The organism is Collimonas fungivorans, from assembly GCF_028292705.1.
In the GTDB taxonomy this organism is placed as follows: domain Bacteria; phylum Pseudomonadota; class Gammaproteobacteria; order Burkholderiales; family Burkholderiaceae_D; genus Collimonas; species Collimonas fungivorans_B.
On sequence record NZ_JAQGLV010000381.1, the window covers coordinates 1 to 14,077 of the forward strand.

Genomic DNA, 14,077 nt, shown 5'->3' on the forward strand with positions numbered 1-14,077 from the left:
GCCTTGCCGCTGCTGTTCCTGTTGCTGGGCGTGATCTACGCCAGCTGGGTGTCGCGCATCCCGGCGCTGCGCGACCACCTGCAGCTGGATCCGGCCAGCCTCAGCCTGTTCCTGCTGGGCGGCGGCATCGGCGCGGTCAGCTCTTTCCCGCTGGCGGCATGGCTGATAGGCCATTACGGCGCGCGCCGCGCCTGCTGGTACGCCGGCCTGGCGCTGCTGCTCACCATCCCTTGCCTGGCGCTGGCGCCGTCGCTGCCATTGCTGATGCTGGCGATGCTGTGCCTGGGCGTCTGTTCCAGCTGCTTCAACGTGGCGATCAATGCGCTCGGCGCCGAAGCGGAAAAGATCGCGGGGCGCTCGATCATGTCGCAGCTGCATGCCTGGTTTTGCGTCGGCACGCTGTCCGGCGCCTTGCTCGGCAGCGCCATCGCCGGCATGGAAATCAAGCCGTTGCTGCATTTCGGCCTGGTCGCCCTGTGCGCGCTGATTCCGCTGCGCCTGTGCTACCGCGCCCTGCCGAATGACCGGCCGCAATACATCGCCGGCAAAAAACACTTCGCGCTGCCGCACGGCCCGCTGATCGCGCTCGGCGTAGTCGCCTTCGGAGGCGCCATCGTCGAAGGTTCGGTGGCCGACTGGAGCGGCGTCTACATGAAAGACCGCCTGTTCGCCAGCGACGGCGTGGCGCCGCTGGCGTTCGCCTTGTTTGCCGGCATGATGTTGCTGACGCGCATGGTCGGCGACAAGCTGAAGGAAGCCTTCGGCGCGCGTCGCGTGGTTGCGGGCGGCGCCCTGATCGCGGGCCTCGGCATGCTGATCGCCCTGGTCGCCAGCCAGATCCCGCTGGCCATCGCCGGCTTCGCGCTGACCGGGGTCGGCGTCGCCACCATCTTCCCTTTCATCTTCAGCGCCGCCGGCCGTCACGGCCCGACCGCGCTGGCCGGCGTCACAACCATGGGTTACACCGGCGGCCTGATCGGTCCGCCCATCATCGGTTTCCTGGCGCACGGCTTCGGCCTGCCCGCGGCCCTGTCGCTGGTCGGCCTGCTGTGCCTCGCGGTAGCGCTGGCTGCCGGCCGCGCTAGGTGGCTCGAATGATGTCATTACGTTAAAATAGTTGCTCGCGCTTGTACGCCAACCCACACACATGGAGTCCACATGACGCTTGCCTCGTTTCCCCGTTCCCTGATCCGCTGCCTGGCGCTAGGCGCCGCCGCCGGCCTTGCCCTGGCTGCCTGCGCCAGCACCCAGCCCGCAGCTGACGGTGATGTTGCGCTAACGGCATCGCGCTGGGAGCTGACCGGCTGGACCGGACATACCGTGCCGCACGGCGACAACGGCGAGCCGGTGATCCTCAATTTCAGCCAGGAGAAAGGCAAGGGACGGGTCAGCGGCCGCGCCGGCTGCAACCAGTTTTCGGCGCCCTACTCGGTGCGCGGACCGGGCCAGCTGACGATCGTCGAAGCGGTGACCACGCGCATGGCTTGCCCTGAACCGGCAATGCAGTTCGAAGCCGATTTGCTCGACAAGCTGCAAGCCGTCAATCAATACAAGATCGCCGGCCAGCAGATGGAGATGAAGACGCTGGACGGCCAGACCCTGAGTTTCCATGCGCGCGAAAAACCGGGCGCCGCGGCAAAAATCAAGTTCGTCTATGTAGCTTCGCAAAAAGTGCCGTGCAGCGCCGGCGTGATGCGCACCACTTGCCTGCAGATCCGCGAACGCAAGGAAGACCCGTGGCAGCTCTGGTACGGCAACATCCAGGGTTTCAATTTTGAACCCGGCATCGCCTATCGCCTGCGCATCCTGGAAGAACAGGTGGCCAATCCGCCGGCCGACGCCAGCTCCATCAAATGGACCCTCGACATGGTGGTGGAACAGGAAGTGGTCAAGAAATAATGATGCAATCGACGCCGCACGACCAGAGTTTGCCGCAGCTGTTGCTGCTGCCCGGCTTCATGCTGGACCAGACCCTGTGGGACGACATGCGCGACGGCCTGGCGCAGCTGGGTCAGCTGCATTTCGGCGATCTCGGCCAGGACGATTCGATCAGTGCGATGGCGGCACGCGTCCTGCAAAATGCGCCGCCGCGTTTTGTCCTGTTCGGTTTCTCGATGGGTGGTTATGTAGCGCAGGCGATCATGCAACAAGCGCCGCAACGGGTGATCGCGCTGGCCTTGCTGAATACCTCGGCACGCCAGCAGGATCCGCGCGAAATCGCCGGCAACAAGGTGCAGCTGGAACTCGCCCGGCAAGTGCCGTTCAAGGGATTGACCAGCCGCGCGCTGGCGTCGTCGCTGCATCCTGACCGTGCGCATGACAAGGTGCTGCTGGACCGCCTGCAGGCAATGGCCCTGCGCAACGGCAAGGAAGTCTTCATCCGCCAGCTGTCGGCGCTGCGCAGCGACGGTTACAGCGAGCTGCAGAACATCCGCTGCCCGACATTGGTGGTGGCCAGCAGCAACGACCAGCTCAGCAGCCTGGCGGAAGCGCAGCAGATGGCGGCGCAGATTCCCGGCGCCGCCATGGTGCTGATCGAAGACTGCGGCCACATGACGCCGCTGGAAAAGCCGGCGCAGCTGCTGCAGATCCTGTCCGACTGGCTGACGCCGATAGAAGCGTCAATGTAAGGCGATTACAACGCCAGGCGCTTGCGGGCGGCCTGGTATTCGGTCTGCAGACGATCGACCATCTGCGCCACGCTGGGCACGTCGTCCATCAGGCCGACGCCTTGGCCGGCGCCCCAGATATCGCGCCAGGCCTTGGCGCCGGTGCCGCCCGAACCGAAATTCATCTTCGATTTATCAGCCTCGGGCAGGTTGTCCGGATCGAGGCCGGCATTGACGATGGATTTCTTCAGGTAATTGCCGTGCACGCCGGTGAACAGGTTGGTGTACACCACATCGGCCGCGGTCGATTCCACGATCGCCTGGCGATAAGCGTCGTCGACATGGGCTTCCTTGGTCGCCAGCCAGCGCGAACCGATGTAGGCAAAGTCGGCTCCCATCGCCTGCGCCGCGAGGATCGCATCGCCGGTGGCGATAGCGCCCGACAAGGCGATCGTTCCCTTGAAAAATTTACGCACTTCGCCCACCAGCGCAAACGGCGACAGCGGTCCGGCATGGCCGCCGGCGCCGGCCGCCACCAGGATCAGGCCGTCGACGCCGGCTTCCAGCGCCTTTTGCGCATGGCGGATCGAGATCACGTCATGCAGCACGATGCCGCCGTAGCCGTGGATCGCATCCATCATTTCCGGCGGCGGCGCGCGCAGGCTGGAGATGATGATAGGCACCTTGTGCTTGACGCAGACCGCGACGTCGTGCGCCAGGCGGTCGTTCGACTGGTGGACGATCTGGTTGACCGCGATCGGCCCCACTTTTGCATTCGGGTGTTCCGCCTGGTAGGCAGCCAGCTCGGCTTGCAGGTCCGTCAGCCAGACATCCAGCAGTTCCGCCGGCCGCGCATTCAGGGCCGGGAACGAGCCGACGATGCCAGCCTTGCATTGCGCGGCCACCAGGGCCGGGCCGCTGGCGATGAACATCGGCGAGCCGATGACGGGAAGGCTCAGGTTTTGCAACGCAGCTGGCAGTGCCATAACGACCTCTGGTAGTGGATATCAAGAGTTTTGATTATAGGGAGAAAACACCAATAAAAAGTACGATCGTGCTAGATTTTGTCCTCTAAAACCCGCGCTGGCCTTGGCTGTTCGCCGCAGGTCCAAGGCCGGTTTAATGTCGATTGCACAAGAAACCGTCGCGTATTTCGGCAGCCCCGGCGCGCACCAGCTGCGTCACTGTCCATGCGCTCAGGTCGGCCTCGCTGAGCTGCAGGTGACGCTGGTTGGCGACCGCCACCAGCGGCAGGCCGGTCAATATTTGCTGCACTTCGGTCAATTTGATCCGTTGCCGTTCCAGCAGCAGGAATTTCAGCAGCACCTTGATGGCGTTCTGCGCGTTGCGCCGCGGATCGGCGGCGAGGTAATCAAGGCGCGAGAACGCCGTATCGAGCGCTGCGGCGACGCCGCTGAACGGACCGCCATGGCCGGGAATCACCAGTCGCACATCCAGGGTGGCGATCAGTTCCAGCGTCGCCCGCTCTTCGGCAAAACCCGATTCGCCGTCCAGCTCCGGAAAAATCACGCCGAAGCCGTTTTCCCACAAGGCGTCGGCGGAAATCAAAATGCCTTCCTCCTGGCAATAAAAAATCAGGGAATGCGGATCATGGCCGGCCGCTGCCAGCACCTGCCACTCCAGGTCGCCCAGCGTCAGCAGGTCGCCGGCTTGCAGGGTGGCGTCGAAACCGAACCGCGCGCATTGCTGGCCGGTGCCGCTGTAGCTCAGCGCATCCTCGTCCCATGCGCGCACCTGTTCGGCTTGCGCCGCCGGAATCGCGGTGTGGCAGCCGTATGCCTGTTGCAAGACGGCGTTGCCGCCGCAATGGTCGGAATGCAGGTGGGTGTTCAGCAAACGGTCCAGCGGCCGCCCCTGCAAGCCGTGCGCCACCAGCGCCACGGTTTGCGCCGCATGGCTCAGGTAGCCGCTGTCGACCAGCGCCGTCTGTTCACGGCCCAAGAACAGGATATTGTTGGAGGACAGCCAGCCGCGCTCCAGCACGCGCATGGTCGGCGGCAATTGCAAGGGCGTCATGCCAGCTCCCGGCGTTGCGCGATCAGTTGCCAGATGCTGCGCTTCTGTTCATCGCTGGCGCAGCTCCATGCGGCAATTTCATCCAGCGTGCGCAGGCAGCCATCGCACAGGCCGCTGGCTGCGTTCATCACGCATACATTGATGCAGGGCGATGCGCTGTAATCCTGGTCGGCCCGACTGTCGACACTGTCGGCCAGCTTGATTTGCTTGTTTTCCACGCTGTCTCGAAATATCCTGTTGGTTGTCTGCCGCTTATTCCTATAATACGCGACACTACTGCTCTCCATGGCGACCACCTGCATGCTCAATATTCTACTGGCTGAAGACGAAAGCGCGATTGCCGACACGGTGATCTATGCGCTCAGCAGCGAAGGCTTCCAGGTGCAGCACTGCCTGCTCGGCAGCGCCGCCCTGCAACAGGCGCGCAGCGGGCAATTCGACCTGGCGGTGCTGGACGTCGGCCTGCCGGACATGAGCGGTTTCGACGTCTGCCGCGAGCTGCGCAAGTTTTCTTCGCTGCCGGTGATTTTCCTGACCGCGCGCGGCAGCGAGATCGACCGCCTGATCGGCCTCGAAATCGGCGCCGACGACTACATGGTAAAACCTTTCTCGCCGCGCGAACTGGCGGCCCGCATCCGGGTCGTGCTGCGGCGCTTGAACCAAACGCCGGCTACCGATGCAAGCGCATCGCCACCAACCGTGCTGGGCGAATTCGAGCTGGACCAGGCCGGCATGCGCATCCGCTACGCCGGCCAGGCTTTGCAGCTGACGCGCTACGAGTACCTGCTGCTGAACATGCTGCTGAGCCGGCCGGGCGGCATCTTCACCCGCCACCAGTTGATGGATTCGATCTGGCATGACGCTCCGGACAGCACCGACCGCACCGTCGACACCCATGTCAAGACCCTGCGCATCAAGCTGAAAGCCGTTGCGCCGGCTGCCGATCCCATCCACACCCATCGCGGCCTCGGTTATTCGATAGAACTGGCGCCGAACGGCAAGCAGGCGCCGACGTGAAACTCGGCATCCGCGTCCTGCTTGGTTATTTCCTGATCGTCGGCCTGGCCGGCGTATTTATCCAGCGCGTATTCCTGGCGGAAGTGAAACCGGCAGTGCGGCAGGCGATGGAAGATACGCTGGTCGACACCGCCAATATCCTGGCCGAGCTGGCGGCCGACGACATGAAACAGAATCGCATCGCCGACGGCAATTTCGCCAGCCGGGTGCGCGAATACGCCCATCGCGACATCAATGCAAAAATCTGGAGCTTCCGCAAGACCACGCTGGATTACCGCATCTACGTCACCGACCTGAAAGGCATCGTGCAGTTCGACTCGACCGGGCGCGCGGTCGGCCAGGACTACTCGCGCCGCAACGACGTCTACCTGACCCTGCAAGGCAATTACGGCGTGCGCTCGACGCGCGATGTCGACAGCGATGAACGCAGCACTGTCATGCACGTGGCCGCACCCATCATCGACAACGGCAAGATGATAGGCGTACTGACCGTCGCCAAACCCAACAACACCTTGCAGCCCGCGATTTCCCAAAGCGAAAGGACCATCCTGCGCTGGGGCGCCTTATTGCTGGTGCTGTCGCTGGCGGTCGGACTGGCCGTGACCTTGTGGATCAGCCGCTCGCTGGGCGCGCTGCAGCGCTACGCCCGCGCCGTCACCGCCGGCGAACGGGCGCAGCCGCCCACCAAGGGCGCCAGTGAAATCGTCGAACTGGGGCGGGCGCTGGAGTCGATGCGGCAGAGACTGGAAGGCAAGCAATACGTCGAGCACTATATCCATAGCCTGACGCATGAAATGAAAAGTCCGTTGGCGGCGATCCGCGGCGCGGCCGAGCTGCTGGATGAAGACCTGCCCGCGGCCGAGCAACGCCGTTTTGCCCACAACATCCGCGGCCAGTCGCAGCGGCTGTCGGAACTGATCGAAAAGATGCTGGCATTGGCAGCGATCGAACACCGGCAGGCGCTGGAAAACATCGTCGCCGTCGATCTCGGGCAATTGCTGGCGGAAGTCATTGCGCTGCTGGAGCCTCGCCTGCAGCAGGCCAAGGTGACGGTGCAGGTCGCCAATGCGCCTGAGCTTCCGCAAATCCGCGGCGAGGTATTCCTGCTGCGCCAGGCCCTGCTCAACCTGCTTGAGAACGCCATCGATTTTTCGCCGCCCGGCAGCGCGATCACGATACAAGCCGACACCGGCGTCGCCGGCGTCGTCACGCTCGTGGTCGCGGATAACGGTCCCGGCATCCCGGACTACGCGCTAGAGCGCGTATTCGAGCGCTTTTATTCGCTGCCGCGTCCCGCCAGCAATGAGAAAAGCACAGGCCTCGGGCTCTGCTTCGTGCAGCAGGTAGCGCAACTCCATCATGGCCAGATTACCTTGCGCAACCGCAGCACGGGCGGCGCCGAGGCACGGCTGATGCTGCCGCTTGAGCCGGCCTAGACTTCACGCTCGCTTCACAATCGGCTCCGATTGACGCCACACAGCCGCCGTCATCGATTCACATACTCTTCTTACACTGGGATTTACCGTGACGCTTTGTCACTTTGCCCAGACCGAGAGAGACCATGAACCGCCCCCTGATATTCAAATTGCTCGCCATTACCTGCCTGACCTTGCTGATTCTGATCCCGCTTGGCCTGATCCGCGACACCGTGCAGGATCGGCTGCGCTATCGCCTGGAGGCGGTGGCGTCGATTGCCGCCAGTTATGCCGGCAATCAGACCGTCACCGGGCCGATCCTGGTGGTGCCATACAAAATCAAGATCGACGAGCTGACCGGCCAGGATGGCAATGGGAAAAAAACCTACAGCAGCCGGATCGAGGACCGGGAATATCTGTTTTTCCCGAAAGACCTGCAGATGCAGGGCAAGCTGCTGCCGACTGAACGCTATCGCGGCTTGCACAAGGTACTCGTGTATGAGCTGCAAGGCCATTTCGGCGGCCGCATCGACTATCAGTTGCCATCGGCCGAACAACTGGTTTCCGACAAGATAACCTTGCTGCCGCCCTACCTGGCAATCGGCATCAGCGATGTGCGCGGCCTGATCGGTTCACCGTCAATCAAAACCGGGACCCAGCAGCTGATGCTGGAACAAGGCGCCGGCAGTTTCGGCAAAGGCATGCATGCCGCCTTGCCGCCAACCAGCCTGGCCGGAAGCGACGGCCTGGATTTTTCACTCGACCTCACCCTGGCGGGCACCGAAAGCCTGGCCGTCACGCCGGTTGGCGACAACAACCGCATCGAGCTGACATCCAGCTGGCCGCATCCGCAGTTCGGCGGCAGCTTTTTACCGCGCGTCCGCAATATCTCCGAAAAGGGTTTCCACGCTGTCTGGGAAGTGTCATCGCTGGCCTCCAATGCGCAACGCGAACTGCGCAACAGCAAAGACAGCAAAACGGCAATGGAAAGCCTGCAGATCCAGCTGGCGGAACCGGTGAATATTTATTCCCAGGCGGATCGCGCGACCAAATACGGCCTGCTGTTCGTTCTGCTGACCTTTGTCGGTTTCTTCATTTTCGAAACGATCAAGCAACTGCCGATCCATCCGATCCAGTACCTGCTGGTCGGCCTGGGACTGGCGATATTCTTCCTGCTGCTGGTCAGCCTGTCCGAGCACATCGCTTTCTGGATCGCCTACCTGGTCGCCAGCGCTGCCTGTATCGGCCTGCTGGGGTTTTACCTGGCCCAGGTCCTGCGCAGCTTCCGCCGCGGCCTCGGTTTCGGCGCCATGCTGACGCTGCTGTACGGCACGCTGTATGGCCTGCTGATTTCGGAAGACAATGCACTGCTGCTGGGCAGCCTGATGCTGTTCGTGATCCTGGCGATCATCATGATCGTGACCCGCAAGATCGACTGGTATCAGACATCGGCGTTGAAAATCGCGCAAAGCAATTAAGTAGCTAAGTAGCGCCCGGACCTGGTCAATCTGATTCGATCAGGCCCTCAGCGCAACATCGGCAACCGGCGCCGCGGTCATAGCCACCAGCTGCTGCGGCGTCAGGTTGAATACCGCGTGCGGATGCCCCGCCGCGGCCCAAACGCTGTTCAATTCCAGCAAGTCCTCATCGATCAGCATCACCGTCTTGCCGACATGGCCGATAGGGCAAACGCCGCCGATGGCGTAGCCGATGCGGTCCTTGACGAAGCGCGCATCCGCCTTGCCAAGCGGGCCGACCAGCGCCGCCACCTTGGTTTCATCGACGCGATTGCTGCCGCTGGCGACTACCATCACGGCGGCATCATCGAGCAAACGCCGGAACACAATCGACTTGGCGATTTCGGCGACGCTGCAGCCCAGTCCTGCGGCTGCCTCGGCAGAGGTCTTGCCGGTTTCAGGCAGCATCACGACTTGCTTGTCATGCCCCATTGCCGCCAGCAGGTCGGCCACGCGTTGGGCGCTGTCGGGAAGTGTATTCATTCGATGTTCATTTCATTGAAAATTTCTCGGCTCATATGCCGTAACTGCAAGCAGCTTACTTGGCAGCGTCGAAATATTGAGCATGGAGTTTATCGTAGGTCCCGTCAGCCTTGACAGCGGCCAGGCCTTGATTGATTTTTCCCAGCAATACCGTATCGCCCTTCTTCACCGCAATGCCAAAAAACTCTTTCGGGAAATTATCGTCTGTCACCATCCGGATGCCCTTGGTCTGGTTGTTGGCCAGGTAATGCACCACCGCGCCCTTGTCCGCGATAACGGCGCTGACGCCGCCGGTTTCCAGTTCTTTCAAGGCCAGCGGGCTGGATTCGAAGCGCTTGATGCTGGCATTGTTGTCGCCCGCCAGTTTCTGCATTATTTCATCGCCGGTCGAACCTTGCAGGACGCCGACCGTCAGCGGCTTGAGATCGGGAATCTTCTGGATTTTCGAATCGAGCGGCACGACGATGACCTGGCCCGCTTCAAAATACGGATCCGAAAAATCGACAGTCAGCTTGCGCTTCTCGGTAATAGTCAGGCCGGACATGATGATGTCGCGGTCGCCATTCGCCAGCGCGCTGAAAATGCCGTCGAACGGAGTATTGACGAATTTGACTTTCATGCCTTCTTTTGCCGCGACCGCTTTCATCACATCGATATCGAAGCCTACCAGCTCCTTGTTCTCATTCTCGGATTCGAAAGGCGCGTAGGTAGCACCGGTGCCGACCACATATTCTTTCGGTTCCGCGCTGGCTGCAGGCTTGTCGTCATGCTTGCCGCATGCGCTTAATCCGCTCAGGGCCAATACGGCGAGCATGAGGGAGGCTGTCTTGATTACGGTGCGTTTCATATAACTTCCATTTCCTGTTGATGAGCTAACGATATTTCTTAAGCGATGCGTTTTGCCGCAATGGCATTACCGGCCCGGCTGACCGCCTTGCGGCCCAGGTGCGCCGAAATGAACTGGCCGGCGTCGACCACCGCATCGAGATCGATGCCGGTCTCGATGCCAAGGCCCTGCATCAGGTACAGCACGTCTTCCGACGACACATTGCCGGTCGCGCCCTTGGCGTACGGGCAGCCGCCCAGGCCGGCGACCGACGAGTGGTAGATCGAAATGCCGACTTCCAGGCTGGCGTAGATATTCGCCAGCGCCTGGCCGTAGGTATCGTGGAAATGGCCGGACAGGCGCTCGATCGGGAATTCCTGCACCAGCCTTTGCATCACGGCGTGGACCTTGTTCGGGGTGGCGACGCCGATGGTGTCGGCGATATCGATTTCGTCGCAGCCGAGGTCGCGCAGGCGATGCAGCACGTCGACCACCGAATCGATGCCGACTTCGCCCTGGTACGGACAACCGAAAGCGCAGCTGATGCTGCCGCGCAGGCGCTTACCCTCTTGCTTGGCGACTTGCGCGACTTCGCGGAAACGTTCTATCGATTCGGCGATCGAGCAGTTGATGTTCTTTTGCGAAAACGCTTCCGACGCCGCGCCGAAGATCACCATCTCGTCGGCCCCGGCCGCAAGCGCGGCTTCCAGGCCTTTCATATTCGGCACCAGGGCCGAATAGATGACGCCCGGCTTGCGCTGGATGGCGGCCATCACCTCGCTCGATGTCGCCATCTGCGGCACCCATTTCGGCGAGACGAAGGAAGCGGCCTCGATATTGACGAAGCCGGCCTTGGTGAGCCGGTCGACCAGCGCAATCTTGACGTCGGCCGGGATGGTTTCTTTCTCGTTTTGCAAGCCGTCGCGCGGGCCGACTTCAACGATTTTTACCTTGCTGGGGAATGTCATGTCATCACCTCTCAATAACCTTTGCTGCGGTCGACTACGCCGTTCACGCTGTTGCCCTGTTCCAGTGCATGGATCTTGTCGCGGATCTGCAGGATGGTGTCCTGGTGCAGCGACAATGCCGAGATATGCGGCGTGATGCTGATGCGCGGTTCTTGCCAGAATGGATGGTCCGGCGCCAGCGGCTCATGTTCGAACACGTCCAGCGTCGCCCCTGCGATCTGCCCTTCCCGTACCGCCGCCAGCAGGTCGGCTTCGACCACGTGGCCGCCGCGGGCGACGTTGACCAGGTATGCGCCGTCCTTGCCCTTTTGCAGTTTCTGCAGATTCTGGCGATTGACTATGCCGCGCGTGGATTCAGTCAGAGGCAAGATGCATACCAGCACCCGCGATGCGCGCAGGAAGGCATCGAGACCTTCATCGCCGGCGTAACAAGACAAGCCCGGCAAATCTTTCGGGCTGCGGCTCCAGCCGTTCAGGGGGAAGCCGAAATGCGCCAGCGATTCGGCGATGCGCGAACCGAGCACGCCGAGGCCGAGGATGCCGATGCTGAAATCGCGCTTGTCGGGGGCCGGCAGTTGCTTCCATTCGCCGCGTGCGGCTTGCTCGCGGTATTTATCGAAGCGGCGGAAATAGCCCAGGACTGCGTGCGTCACGTATTCCGCCATCTGGATCGCCATGCCGCCGTCGTCGATGCGGATCAGCGGGACGCTGGCGGGGATGGCTTCTCCCAGTTGCAGGATGGCGTCTACACCTGCGCCGAGATTGAAGATGGCTTTCAGGTCGTTACGGCCGCGCAGCATGGCTGCGGGCGGGCGCCATACCAGGGCGTAGTCGGCGGAGGCATTGTCGCCTTCTTGCCAGAAGCGGATGTCGGCTTGCGGCAACGCGGTGCTGAAGTCGGCCATCCAGCTTTCCAGGCCGCTGCCGGGGGGGACGTAGAACAGGAGTTTCACTATTTATCCTCAAACTATTGCAGTCTGTGCTCCGTGGGCCGTTAAATGGGGTCAGAGCCGCGCGGGGAGTGTAATTTACGACGATGAGGCTATCGTAAAAAAACTCTGACCCCATTTAACTATGCCTGTGATTACTTAGGCTGCTTTAAAGACAAGCAGCTGGGCGGATTCGCTTACCTGGTCACCCACTGCGTACAGCAACTCTTCTACCAGGCCATCGGTCGGGGCGGCGATTGTGTGTTCCATTTTCATCGCTTCCATGATCAGTAATGGTGCGCCTTTTTTAACTTGTTCGCCTTGCGTTACCAGCAGCGCGACGATCTTGCCCGGCATTGGGGCTGTCAGGCGGCCTCCTTCGGCTTCGCTGTCGCCTGCGTGCAGCAGCGGGTCGACGTAAGCCAGCAGGTGGTGGCTACCGGCATAGAATACGTGGAACTGCTCGCCTTCGCGCACCACGGTGCCGGCCACGGTTCTGTCGCCCAGGCTGATTTCGATGGCGTTGCCGTCTTGCTGCAGCACTGTCATCTGCCTGAAAGTCTGCGCCTCGAACTGTTCATGGCGCAGCAGCCAGCGCCCTGTTTCGTAGGTGACGTCGAGCGGACTGGCTTTGCCGTCGTCGACAAACGCCAGCCGGCGCTGCAGGCTGCCGTTGAGGCGCCAGCCGTCGGTGCTGGTCCATGGGTCGCTGCCGGCATTGTTAGCTGCGTTGTTGGCCACATTGTGCTCCGACAGCAGCAGCGATGCCGCCGCCAGCGCCAGCACTTCGATCGCCACCGGGACCGCGGCGGGGAACAGCGTATCGTGATGCCGTTCGATCAGGCCGGTATCCAGGTCCGCTTCGGAGAAGGCTTTGCCGGCAATCAGGCGCTGCAGGAACTTGACGTTGCTGGCGAGGCCGACGATCTGGTATTGCGCCAGCGCAGTCGACATCGCGGCCAATGCCTGCTGGCGGTCCTGGCCCCAGACGATCAGCTTGGCGATCATCGGATCGTAGAACGGCGAAATGGCGTCGCCCTGGCGCACGCCGGAATCGATGCGCACTATGCTTGCGCTGGATTGGCTGACTTCGAATTCAGTTGCCGCAGGCGTGTGCAGATGACGCAGAGTGCCTATCGACGGCAGGAAGCCCTTGTCTGGATTTTCCGCGTAGATCCGTGCTTCCAGCGCATGGCCGCTGAGTTGCAGTTGCTCCTGCCTGAGCGGCAGCGGTTCGCCTGAAGCTACCCGCAACTGCCATTCAACCAGGTCGAGGCCGGTAATCATTTCCGTCACCGGATGCTCCACTTGCAGGCGGGTATTCATTTCCATGAAATAGAAAGAACCGTCCTGGTTGGCAATGAACTCGACGGTGCCGGCGCCGACATAGCCGACCGCCTTGGCCGCCGCTACCGCAGCTTCACCCATGGCGCGCCGGCGTTCCGGCGTCATGCCCGGCGCCGGCGCTTCTTCCAGCACTTTCTGGTGGCGGCGCTGCACTGAGCAATCGCGTTCGAACAGGTAAACGCAATCGCCTTGGGTATCGGCAAACACCTGGATCTCGATATGGCGCGGCCGGGTCAGGTAGCGCTCGACCAGCACCTTGTCGTCGCCGAAGCTGTTGATGGCTTCGCGTTTGCAGGAAGCCAGCGCAGCCTTGAAATCGGCGCTTTGCTCGACGATGCGCATGCCCTTGCCGCCGCCGCCGGCGCTGGCCTTGAGCAGCACCGGATAGGTGATCTTGTCGGCCTGCTGCTGCAGGAAATCGGCGTCCTGGGTTTCGCCGTGATAACCGGGCACCAGCGGCACCTGGGCTGTTTCCATCAGTTCCTTGGCGGCCGACTTCGAGCCCATCGCCGAAATTGCGCTGGCCGGCGGGCCGATGAATACCAGTCCCGCCTTGGCGCAAGCCTGGGCAAACTGCGCATTCTCGGACAGGAAACCGTAGCCGGGATGGATTGCCTGGGCGCCGGTAGCCAAGGCTACCTCGATGATCTTGTCTGCGCGCAGGTAACTTTCCTTGGCTGCGGCCGGTCCGATCAGCACCGCCTCGTCGCATACCGCGACGTGCTTGGCGCCGGCATCGGCATCCGAATACACGGCCACGGTCTTGATGCCCATGCGACGCGCGGTGGCTGCCACGCGGCAGGCGATCTCGCCGCGATTGGCAATCAGTATCTTGGTAAACATGCGGTCTCCCCCTGTTGGTTTTATTGTGGTTGGGTGTTGCTGTCGGCGGTGACTTCACAACGTGCATCGAATGTCGATGAACGCGA

The 14,077-nt window shown here is 62.0% G+C and carries 14 protein-coding genes; 6 read left to right on the forward strand and 8 right to left on the reverse strand.

All coding sequences use genetic code 11. The features are described from left to right. The 3 genes from JWQ61_RS20890 to JWQ61_RS20900 form a co-directional block, all read left to right on the forward strand. Positions 1 to 1,098: MFS transporter (locus JWQ61_RS20890; RefSeq protein ID WP_304362206.1), on the forward strand; the 1,098-nt coding region annotated here is incomplete at its 5' end. A gap of 60 nt (positions 1,099 to 1,158) precedes the next feature. Beyond that, positions 1,159 to 1,899, forward strand: coding sequence for an META and DUF4377 domain-containing protein (locus JWQ61_RS20895; protein WP_304362207.1), 741 nt, complete (start codon positions 1,159 to 1,161; stop codon positions 1,897 to 1,899). Between the two features lie 29 nt (positions 1,900 to 1,928). After that, a complete protein-coding gene (locus JWQ61_RS20900) occupies positions 1,929 to 2,630 on the forward strand; it encodes an alpha/beta fold hydrolase (RefSeq protein ID WP_304362218.1) in 702 nt (233 codons plus the stop codon). Positions 2,631 to 2,635: 5 nt separating this feature from the next. On the opposite strand, the gene JWQ61_RS20905 is transcribed toward JWQ61_RS20900, so the two are convergent. The 3 genes from JWQ61_RS20905 to JWQ61_RS20915 all read right to left on the reverse strand — a co-directional run bounded on the left by JWQ61_RS20905 (position 2,636) and on the right by JWQ61_RS20915 (position 4,843). Then, the gene (locus tag JWQ61_RS20905; RefSeq protein WP_304362208.1) at positions 2,636 to 3,595 is read right to left on the reverse strand and encodes a nitronate monooxygenase family protein; all 960 of its coding nucleotides are present in this window, start codon (positions 3,593 to 3,595) and stop codon (positions 2,636 to 2,638) included. Between the two features lie 133 nt (positions 3,596 to 3,728). Then, positions 3,729 to 4,646, reverse strand: coding sequence for an MBL fold metallo-hydrolase (locus tag JWQ61_RS20910; RefSeq protein ID WP_304362209.1), 918 nt, complete (start codon positions 4,644 to 4,646; stop codon positions 3,729 to 3,731). Further along, the gene (locus tag JWQ61_RS20915) at positions 4,643 to 4,843 is read right to left on the reverse strand and encodes a DUF1289 domain-containing protein (RefSeq protein WP_304362219.1); all 201 of its coding nucleotides are present in this window, start codon (positions 4,841 to 4,843) and stop codon (positions 4,643 to 4,645) included. The genes JWQ61_RS20910 and JWQ61_RS20915 overlap by 4 nt, the downstream gene beginning before the upstream one ends. 103 nt (positions 4,844 to 4,946) lie before the next feature. On the opposite strand from JWQ61_RS20915, the gene creB reads away from it, so the two are divergent. The 3 genes from creB to creD all read left to right on the forward strand — a co-directional run bounded on the left by creB (position 4,947) and on the right by creD (position 8,556). Further along, the gene (gene creB, locus JWQ61_RS20920) at positions 4,947 to 5,663 is read left to right on the forward strand and encodes a two-component system response regulator CreB (protein ID WP_304362210.1); all 717 of its coding nucleotides are present in this window, start codon (positions 4,947 to 4,949) and stop codon (positions 5,661 to 5,663) included. Then, positions 5,660 to 7,099 (forward strand): two-component system sensor histidine kinase CreC, encoded by a 1,440-nt coding sequence (creC, locus tag JWQ61_RS20925; RefSeq protein WP_304362211.1) that lies wholly within the window; start codon positions 5,660 to 5,662, stop codon positions 7,097 to 7,099. Before creB ends, creC begins: the two co-directional genes overlap by 4 nt. Before the next feature lie 125 nt (positions 7,100 to 7,224). Beyond that, on the forward strand, positions 7,225 to 8,556 hold the full coding sequence (creD, locus tag JWQ61_RS20930; RefSeq protein ID WP_304362212.1) for a cell envelope integrity protein CreD: 1,332 nt from the start codon (positions 7,225 to 7,227) through the stop codon (positions 8,554 to 8,556). Positions 8,557 to 8,595: 39 nt separating this feature from the next. Here the strand turns inward: creD and JWQ61_RS20935 are convergent, their stop codons facing one another. From JWQ61_RS20935 to JWQ61_RS20955, 5 genes are all read right to left on the reverse strand, one after another. Next, the gene (locus tag JWQ61_RS20935) at positions 8,596 to 9,078 is read right to left on the reverse strand and encodes a YbaK/EbsC family protein (protein ID WP_304362213.1); all 483 of its coding nucleotides are present in this window, start codon (positions 9,076 to 9,078) and stop codon (positions 8,596 to 8,598) included. Positions 9,079 to 9,133: 55 nt separating this feature from the next. Next, positions 9,134 to 9,925 (reverse strand): basic amino acid ABC transporter substrate-binding protein, encoded by a 792-nt coding sequence (locus JWQ61_RS20940; RefSeq protein ID WP_304362214.1) that lies wholly within the window; start codon positions 9,923 to 9,925, stop codon positions 9,134 to 9,136. 38 nt (positions 9,926 to 9,963) lie between these two features. Next, the gene (locus tag JWQ61_RS20945) at positions 9,964 to 10,872 is read right to left on the reverse strand and encodes a hydroxymethylglutaryl-CoA lyase (RefSeq protein WP_304362215.1); all 909 of its coding nucleotides are present in this window, start codon (positions 10,870 to 10,872) and stop codon (positions 9,964 to 9,966) included. Positions 10,873 to 10,883: 11 nt separating this feature from the next. Beyond that, a complete protein-coding gene (locus tag JWQ61_RS20950; protein ID WP_304362216.1) occupies positions 10,884 to 11,825 on the reverse strand; it encodes a glyoxylate/hydroxypyruvate reductase A in 942 nt (313 codons plus the stop codon). A gap of 135 nt (positions 11,826 to 11,960) precedes the next feature. Beyond that, positions 11,961 to 13,991: an acetyl/propionyl/methylcrotonyl-CoA carboxylase subunit alpha gene (locus tag JWQ61_RS20955; RefSeq protein ID WP_304362217.1), complete on the reverse strand. Its 2,031-nt coding sequence runs from the start codon at positions 13,989 to 13,991 to the stop codon at positions 11,961 to 11,963. Positions 13,992 to 14,077: the final 86 nt, after the last annotated feature.